The organism is Methanococcoides seepicolus (assembly GCF_023684405.1).
Lineage (GTDB): Archaea > Halobacteriota > Methanosarcinia > Methanosarcinales > Methanosarcinaceae > Methanococcoides > Methanococcoides seepicolus.
This window is the reverse complement of the sequence record NZ_JAGSOI010000095.1, coordinates 1-5,973: the sequence shown is the minus strand read 5'-3', so window position 1 is coordinate 5,973 and position 5,973 is coordinate 1. Positions and strand designations below refer to the sequence as shown.

General features: G+C 43.4%; 4 protein-coding genes, 1 tRNA gene and 1 pseudogene. All 6 read right to left on the bottom strand.

Annotated elements, in window-relative coordinates; translation table 11 throughout:
- Positions 1 to 176: pseudogene (locus KDK67_RS13375) on the bottom strand (IS66 family transposase); the annotation flags it as partial.
- Positions 177 to 298: 122 nt separating this feature from the next.
- Complete coding sequence (locus KDK67_RS14630) at positions 299 to 499, bottom strand: helix-turn-helix domain-containing protein (protein WP_420846952.1); 201 nt, start codon at positions 497 to 499, stop codon at positions 299 to 301.
- Positions 500 to 669: 170 nt separating this feature from the next.
- Complete coding sequence (locus KDK67_RS13370; RefSeq protein ID WP_250869340.1) at positions 670 to 3,408, bottom strand: DNA-directed DNA polymerase; 2,739 nt, start codon at positions 3,406 to 3,408, stop codon at positions 670 to 672.
- A gap of 88 nt (positions 3,409 to 3,496) precedes the next feature.
- A tRNA-Met gene (locus KDK67_RS13365) sits at positions 3,497 to 3,606 on the bottom strand.
- Between the two features lie 83 nt (positions 3,607 to 3,689).
- Entirely contained in the window at positions 3,690 to 4,229 is a 540-nt protein-coding gene (locus KDK67_RS13360) for a hypothetical protein (RefSeq protein ID WP_250869339.1), read from the bottom strand.
- Positions 4,230 to 4,359: 130 nt separating this feature from the next.
- Positions 4,360 to 5,973: S-layer protein domain-containing protein (locus KDK67_RS13355; protein WP_250869337.1), on the bottom strand; the 1,614-nt coding region annotated here is incomplete at its 5' end.

Sequence of the window (5,973 nt, the reverse complement as noted above, 5' to 3'; positions counted from 1 at the left end):
TTGAGTTGGCTTTCTAATTTTTCAACTCGTTCTTCGAGTTCTGTTATTCTAGCAGCCTGTAACTCGATGATCTTTTGTTGTTCAGCAATTATGTCGTATAACGTGGTGACAAGAGTAACAACTGCTTCTGGACCTTGTTCATAAACTGCTAGGATTTCTTTGCGTTTCGTAATCAATCACCTCGTGCCTGGTAAAACCAGGTTGAATTTCAGGGAGTGACTAAAATAGAGGCATAGTATATTGTTTTTTGGTAAAATCAATATCAAGCACTGATGGAATTGTGTTGAGTATTCTAAGTTTATATCAAATACGTGAGGATGGCTGAATAGTTACGCATGATTTTTAATTGTTCCTTCTGTTTATCTGCAAGTTTTGATCGTCTTCCTCCTGAATATCTTGGTTTTAGTCCATCGTACCCATCTTGATTCCATCGCTCCTGCCATGTATATCCTGTTTGTTTTGAACTCCCTATTCTTTGTATTGATTCTTCAACACTCAATTCCCCATAACGATATTTGATGAAATATAGTCTTTTCAGGAGTGTTGCATTCTTCTCTTATTTTATCTGCTTGTCTAACTCTTCAACGGTCATATGCCGTTCAATAAAGATCCCCTCAGGTCTAACCATGGAACAGTCTATATAACGAATTAGTCTAATAATTTGGGGTTTTAACTATAGAAGTCAAAAAGTGAGCTTTGCGTTTTTTGATCTTCATTCGTTGAGACTTCTTTTGTCCTTATGACCTTTTTCAAAGCAGGAGTATTATCTTCCACAGAACTGTCAAAGTCAAAGAGACCTTTTTGCTTTGAATCATGGTTTAGGGTAGCCATATCAACGCCGAAAACACTAAGGATACGCTCCACAGGAGGCAACATCTGTTTCTGTATGTAGTAATCCACATCCAGCGGAACATTGTTCTCACGGACATAGTCAGGGTCTTCTGCACGGTCTACGAACAGACCTTTTCCGGCAATTATCACAAAGGGAATTCGTTCACCAATGGAAGGTCGAACACCGGTACGCCTCTGTATATTCTCGACCACTGTCAGATGTGGCTGTTTGTTCTTATAACTTGAAGGGCTTTTTGAAAAGTTCTTTGTAAGCACCAGGTCTTCAAACAGATTGGCATCTTTCTTTACATCAAGATTCCTTACCCTGTCCACAAGGTCCCTCACATGCTCCACAGAGCCTTCTATATCTCCTTCCTTAAGTACGAGTTCCAGCACCCTGTTAAGCATCTTGGAGGTCAGTTCACACCAATCTCGCCGTACAGTCTCCAGCCCTTTTACCTTGATCGAGTCAGTCCACCCACCGTTCGTAGGCTCAAAGATCCATTGCGCATATCTTTTCTTGGCAATTAGCAAAATACGTTTTGCGGCAGCTTCAAATTCCAGTTCCATGGGATCAGGCAAAGATGCAGTTACTATACTTGCAACTTTTTTCCCAACAAGTGCTGAATCGTCAAGTGAGAAAACACCCTCCTCGAACTCCAGGTCCTGCTCGTTCTTACAATGCACGAACACACTGTCAGTATCGCCATAAGCGACCGAGAGCTTTACGATCTTATCATTATCCCTGAGCTCATCGATCTCATCCAAAAGATAAGCTTCATTGTCCCTGATAATGACCTTTCCTATGCGATTACATACAATATCCTCAGTCCTGGCAATGTTCCCCCTTCCAATACTGGTCACAGAATTTGCCATCTGCAAACTGTAGAGCCTGGCACGTGCATATCCCGAATAACCATAAAAACTGTTAAGAAGGATCTTCAAAGCAAGTTGTGTCGCATCAAGGACCTGAGATTCACCTTCGTCACTCGCCTGCTTCATAAGCTTCTTTGTCTCGACCCTCTTGTCAAGCAAAGCTTCCAGAACAGAAGGAACGATGCCTTTGAACATCTCGGGTTTTACAAATTCGCCTTTTGAGGGTGACCTTATCACTTTATCTTTAGGATATTTCCCAGGGGGGACCACAGTGGTATAACAGAGGTTGTGAGCCATCATGATGGTTGGATAAAGGGATTTATAATCAAGTACTATCACGTTCTTATGCAATCCCTTCTCCGGTTCGAGAACTGCACCCCCTTTAAGCTCTTCGTTCTGCTTTCGCCTGAAAGCAGATGTTTCTTCATCGGGTTTTGTGGACATCACACGCCCCTGTTTACCGAATTCGGTCAACAGTATATGTTCGACCATGTTGGTCTGCCCGCCACTTACAGTGTCCTGAAGAAGTACTCCGCTGACCCTTGAAAGAGCGATATACTTATCCAGAAGTTTAAGGTTCAGGAGCAGATCAAGAGCAAGTTCTGAGTCGCGCCTTGAATAGTCAATGAATTTGCGTATCTTTTCACCGGAATCATTCCAGTGCTCTTCCATGTCAGCCGCATCGACATCAAGTTTTTCCATATTAAGCAACTCTTTGGAGACATTGCGTAACGTGTATCTTTTCAAGCTGAACTGTTGCCTGATAAGAGGAAGAGAATCAACTACTACCCTTCCGGTAATGGAAACAATCGTACGATTTATGACTTTCCTATAATTAAGTACCCTTGAGTCCCTTCCAACAGCAGAATTGATGTTAGAACCTGATTCGTTCAGGAGCTTTACCCTGTCTGTGATATAGGGCACGTCAAAACCGTTTATGTTATAACCTGTAATTACGTCAGGGTCATAGTCCCTGATAATCTCAAAGAAACGGTCCAAAAGGTCGGATTCCTCCGGTAACATCTCGACATCTTCATCGACACCTTCCACTTCTTTCATAACAAGAACAAGGGTCTTGTGGCCTTTGTAAGCAGGTTCAAAGGCAAAACTTACCATGATGACAGGAGAAACATCCGGTGTTGGCATCCCGCCATCGTGAGGAAGGCATTCAATGTCGAATGCCATATATTTCAACGATGAATTGGCAATTTTCTGGACCTCGGATATGTGAGAGGTCCTTATGGTGCGCTCACATAGTATCTTCCCATTCGGAACCGGTTCTTCCATTTCGGTTGATACCCAGCCCATCCCCTTGAAGCCCTTATCAATCAGAAATCGGTTCCTGAAAAGGATGTCTGTTTCATATATAGCATTGACACCAAGCATAGATGCCACATCATCCCTGATCTCAGGCACATTGCCAGGATCATAGGTAGTGATCTTGAGCATATGCTTTTTGGTTTCCTGATAACCTATTGGCTCGAACCTTTCAACGATCTCAAAGGTCTTTACACCCTCGAAACGTTCCATGATCTCTTCACCGAGCTTTTGCAGGTCTCCTGAAGCACTCAAATAAAAATAAGGCTCAAATCCCGGAACCAGACAGCAAACACTTTCCCCATCCTCCGATCTCCCAAAGATTCGGATTATAGGTTGGTTATCCTCGCGAAAATAGTCTGCATCCAGAATTTGAAAATTCATGGAACTACTTAACGTGCAAGGATAATATATGCTTTATCATCAAGGTGAAGATATGGGCACATATCTTAAAAAAATAAGAAAGGCAAAGTGCCCGGAGCGTGACTCGAACACGCGACCTCCAGATTTCTCAGGAGATTTGGACGCACGGTTAAAAATTCCCTATGAGTCTGGCGCCCCAACCAACTAGGCTACCCGGGCATTGCAGCTCCTACATGGACATAGTAATATTAAAGCATATCGATTGAAGGGCTTATTTTTTAGATATTAAAAAAGTAACCGGATCAGAATCCGGTTGCTTTTGCAAGATCCAATACAACTGCACTGTCGTCAGTATTGCCTTTTACAAGGAATACGAAATTCTCGTTGCTCCAGACATAGTGATACCTTGGCACCTGTTCCCCGCCTGCTGTTATGTACTTCATTACAAGTGTAGCATCATGTTCGTTAAAGGATGCAGCTGTGAATCTCTCACCCATAGCAAGAGGAGTAAAACCTGCCTTATACTGAGTAATAAGTTCTTCTGCAGCTGCACTGGACTCCATCTCAATTGCAATAATAAAATAATCTACTGAATCAAGGTTGTAGATACCTTCAGATGCATTCACAATACCCTCTACATCAGCGTAACTTGTTTTTACAGTATCGATCTCAAGATCATGTACGCCAAGATACTCAAATCCTTCAGGAACTGTTTCCAAAACAACCCCATCGACGCTCAGGTCAGGAGTTTCAACTGTAGGACCGGTTGGTTCTGCCGGATCCGTGCAACCAGACACTGCCACAAGAAGCAATGCGATAAACGGTATCAATAATAGTTTCATATTCATCTTAAAGACCTCACTATCTAACAATGAGATAACAATAAGACTATTGGTATTTTAAATTATCGACAAACGTGTCAAAAAAAAGAAAAGATAAGAAGGATTTTCACCCTTCTTAGATTTTAGAAAATTAGTTCCTTCTTACGAAGAATGCTACTGCAAGGAGACCTGCAATTGCAAAGACTGCTTCAAAGCCTGGAACATCTTCGTCTTCGTCACCATCTTCTTCAACTGGAGTTACGTCTTCAGGAGTTACGTTTTCTGGAGTTACGTTTTCTGGAGTTACGTCTTCAGGAGTTACGTCTTCAGGAGTTACGTCTTCAGGAGTTACGTCTTCAGGAGTTACGTCTTCAGGAGTTACGCCATCTTCGTCTTCGATTGTCATCTCAACGAATGGGTAGAATCTTACGTCTATGTCATTACCGCCAACACTTGAGTAGTCATTGGTCTGAATCTTCATGCCATTTGAAAGGCCAATCACATCATCTGCATCAAGACTAATCTCGTCGGTGTTGTAGAGTGTAAGGTCAGCAGCACCAGTGGTTACTTCCATTTCCCCGAACTCTTCGTCATCCTCGATCTCCATTGCTTCATCTGACATGAGCCAGATACCTTCAATGATTGCAAGGCTGTCGACCTGTCCCTGGAATACTTCGTTAACGTGTACTCTCAGAACAACAATATCGTCCTCGCCAGCAACCTCTGCCTCGTAGTCCCATGATTTGTTATCTGGGTTTGTGTCTTCACCAGGAGTTGCGTCGTAAACATCATCATCAAGGAACTTGCCGTCCTTTGTGAGCTCGAGCCATACCTTGTCACCCTCAACATCGATCTGCTTTGGAGTCAGAGCAAAGCCCTCACCGAGATCGAGTGTCTCACCGACACGCATGGTGTACTTCTCATCATCATCAAGGATCAATGTTGAAAGAAGCTGTGCATCTCCATCTACAGGAACATACTCATTTGCGAAGAAGCCGATCTTATCGAATGTTTCGCCTGCCCAGCCATCATATTCATATGCTACACTTGAGATGTTTGTCTCATAGAGAACACCGGTCTCTTCCTTGATTGTGGTGTTGTCAGCTTCAACTGTGATTGTCAAAGTCTCATACTGGTTGTTGTCATCGAGGTCATAGACTAAACCTGCAAAGTTCTCTGGAGTCCATTCAAATGGTTCCACTGCAGCATTTGGCTCTGCAACACTGCCCCTTACCTCATAGGTACCAGGTTCAGAGACTTCCTCGAAGAAGTAGAAACGGAGGTAATCATTGTCGTCATCTGCGACCATGATGCTAATAGTATCTGTAACCTCGATCTCATCGCCTACATCCAGAGTGATGTCTTCGGTGCTAATGAGTGTAAGGTCAGCGTCACCAGAGGTAACTTCCATCTTACCGAACTCTTCGTCGTCTTCGATTTCCATTGCTTCATCTGACATGAGCCAGATACCTTCAATGATTGCAAGGCTGTCGACCTGTCCCTGGAATACTTCGTTAACGTGTACTCTCAGAACAACAATATCGTCCTCGCCAGCAACCTCTGCCTCGTAGTCCCATGATTTGTTATCTGGGTTTGTGTCTTCACCAGGAGTTGCGTCGTAAACATCATCATCAAGGAACTTGCCGTCCTTTGTGAGCTCGAGCCATACCTTGTCACCCTCAACATCGATCTGCTTTGGAGTCAGAGCAAAGCCCTCACCGAGATCGAGTGTCTCACCGACACGCATGGTGTACTTCTCATCATC

Coding starts and splice junctions, on each gene's coding strand:
- KDK67_RS13370 (WP_250869340.1), bottom strand. CDS start 3,408: ATGAATTTTCAAATTCTGGATGCAGACTATTTTCGCGAGGATAACCAA.
- KDK67_RS13360 (WP_250869339.1), bottom strand. CDS start 4,229: ATGAAACTATTATTGATACCGTTTATCGCATTGCTTCTTGTGGCAGTG.